The sequence below is a fragment of the Xanthovirga aplysinae genome (genome assembly GCF_009711365.1).
Classification (GTDB): Bacteria; Bacteroidota; Bacteroidia; order Cytophagales; family Cyclobacteriaceae; genus Xanthovirga; species Xanthovirga aplysinae.
On the sequence record NZ_SMMB01000624.1, the window covers coordinates 1 to 2,841 of the forward strand.

At 39.3% G+C, this 2,841-nt stretch carries 2 protein-coding genes; one reads left to right on the forward strand and one right to left on the reverse strand.

The window, feature by feature from the left end; translation table 11 throughout:
- Nucleotides 1-20: 20 nt before the first annotated feature.
- Nucleotides 21-512: a SixA phosphatase family protein gene (locus E1171_RS03385; protein WP_155204076.1), complete on the reverse strand. Its 492-nt coding sequence runs from the start codon at nt 510-512 to the stop codon at nt 21-23.
- A 144-nt stretch (nt 513-656) separates the two neighbouring features.
- Here E1171_RS03385 and topA point away from each other — a divergent pair.
- Nucleotides 657-2,841 (forward strand): type I DNA topoisomerase (gene topA / locus E1171_RS03390; protein ID WP_155204077.1); only part of this gene is annotated, 2,185 nt, incomplete at its 3' end.

Below are 2,841 nucleotides of genomic sequence, written 5' to 3' on the forward strand. Positions count from 1 at the left end.
AAGACTTTGAACACCAAATTTTATAAAGGTTGTACGTATGAAAGCAGATAACCAGTTCCACCTGAAATTTCCGCCCAAAATTCCACTTCAAAAGTTATCTTCACCAATGTTGAGGTTGGAAATACTCCAAAAGAGTCCCCTGTAATATATTCGGCCAAGCTTGAAATGGAAGGGTTATGCCCAACCAACAAAACTTTCTGATGATTTTCAGGAATCAAATTAACCAATTGAAGAAGTTGGGAAGAAGATGCTTCATAAATTTCCTCTTTAATTAAAAAGGTGGCCTTAGAAAGTCCCAAGTTCTCTACTAAAAAGGAAGCAGTATCTCTGCACCTTTTGGCATTACTGGCAAGAATAAAGTCAGGATGAAAATCCATTAGTTGGAGCTTCTTTGCCAATATAGTGAGCTGATTCAGTCCCTCCTGAGAAAGGTCTCTATTCAAATCCTGTTGCTTATAAATTCCCTCTTGGGCAGCGGCATGTCTTAAAAGATATAGTTCTTTTTTTTCCATTTCAAATTGTTAAAGATTGTCAGAAATGACATTTTCATTCATACAGTACATTGATTTTTATTAGGTAAAAATCCATCCGATTTGTTTTTTTTACAAAAATTTAAAGATATTTGACCTCAATTCTCAAAACAAAGTCGAGTTAAAATGACCAAAAACCTAGTCATCGTTGAGTCGCCAGCCAAAGCAAAGACCATAGAGGGTTACCTCGGAAAAGACTTTAAAGTAGCCTCCAGTTATGGTCATGTGCGTGATTTACCTAAAGGCGATAAAGCCATAGATATAGAACATAATTTTAAACCCACCTACGAGATCTCAAAAGATAAAGCGGAGGTTATCAGGGAACTAAAAAAACTTAGTAAAGAAGCAGAGAACATCTACTTAGCGAGTGATGATGACCGTGAGGGAGAAGCGATCTCCTGGCACCTCAAAGAGACACTCAAGCTCAAAGATGAAAAAACCAAACGCATTGTTTTTCATGAAATCACAAAGAATGCCATCCTCAATGCCTTAAGTACTCCAAGAACGATTGATTTTGATTTGGTCAATGCCCAACAAGCAAGGCGAATATTAGATCGTTTGGTAGGTTTTGAACTTTCTCCTATTCTTTGGAAAAAAATTAAAACTGGCCTTTCAGCCGGAAGAGTTCAATCGGTAGCAGTGCGATTAGTTGTAGACCAAGAGCGTTCTATTGACAAATTCCAGGCAAGCTCCTCATACAAAGTCAATGCACTTTTTGACCTTGAAAGAAATCGCCAACTTTTGGCCGAATTAAACAAAAGGTTTTCGACAGAGCAGGAGGCCCAAGATTTTCTGCAAAGCTGTGTGAATGCCAATTATTCAATTAGCAACCTGGAAACCAAACCTGCTAAAAAATCTCCTGCTCCACCTTTTACTACTTCCACTCTTCAACAAGAAGCGGGGCGAAAACTTGGATTTTCAGTTTCTCAAACCATGGCATTAGCCCAACGGCTTTATGAAGCAGGAAAGATTTCCTATATGAGGACAGATTCTGTCAATTTATCCGACGAGGCTTTAAAAAGCGCTAGTCGTGAAATTACATCAGAATACGGCAATGAATTTGTTGAGACCAGAAAGTTCAAAACCAAATCTGATAGTGCTCAGGAAGCACACGAAGCTATTCGTCCAACGGATTTTTCGGCACGTACCGGAAGCGCTGACCGTCAAGAGCAACGCCTTTATGAACTAATTTGGAAAAGAGCCATTGCCTCCCAAATGGCCGATGCTAAATTGGAAAAAACAACGGCTGTAATTGCTATTGAAGGCCAAACGCCAATAGACTACACCTTCCAAGCCAAAGGTGAAGTTGTAAAATTTGAAGGATTTTTAAAGGTTTATATTGAATCTACGGATGAGGAAGAAAATGGAACGGAAAACCAAAAAATGTTACCTCCTCTTCAGGTAGGACAAAAGCTGGATTTAAATCACATTAAAGCGCGTCAACTGTTTAGCCGACCTCCTGCTCGATTCACTGAAGCCAGTCTGGTAAAAAAACTAGAAGAAATGGGAATCGGCCGACCTTCTACCTATGCGCCTACCATTTCCACTATCCAAAAAAGAGGATATATTCTTAAAGAATCCAGAGAGGGAATAGAGCGTCAGTATCTGGAGTTGATTTTGGAGAATAACCAAATTACCAACAGCAAAAAAACGGAAATTACTGGGGCAGAAAAGAACAAACTTTTTCCAACCAATATAGCCATGGTGGTAAGTGATTTCCTAGTAGATCATTTTCCTAACGTAACTGATTACTCATTTACGGCCAGAGTGGAAAAAGAATTCGATGAAATTGCCCGGGGCCAAAAGGAATGGAGTCAGATGATCAGCGATTTCTATGGAAACTTCCATCCAAGAGTAGAAAAAACTGAACAAATTGAACGTTCCGAGGTGGGTTCCTCTAGGGAACTAGGAACTGATCCAAAAACTGGAAAAAAAGTAATTGCTAGATTGGGACGATTTGGACCTATTGTCCAACTAGGTGAAGCAAACGAAGAAAGTGAAGAAAAGCCACAATATGCCAGTTTACGTAAAGGCCAATTCATAGAAAGTATCACTTTAGAAGATGCTCTGGAATTGTTTAAACTCCCAAGGGAGGTTGGTAGTTACGAAGAAAAGCCTATGGTAGCTGCCATTGGTCGTTTTGGTCCATACATTCGTCACGAAGGAAAATTCTACTCATTGGGGAAAGATTACGATCCTCATACGGTAACTAGTGAAGAAGCCATACAAGTGATTGAGGCCAAAAGAAAGGCTGACGCCGAAAAATTTATTAAATCATTTGAAGAAAACCCTGATGTACAGATATTGAATG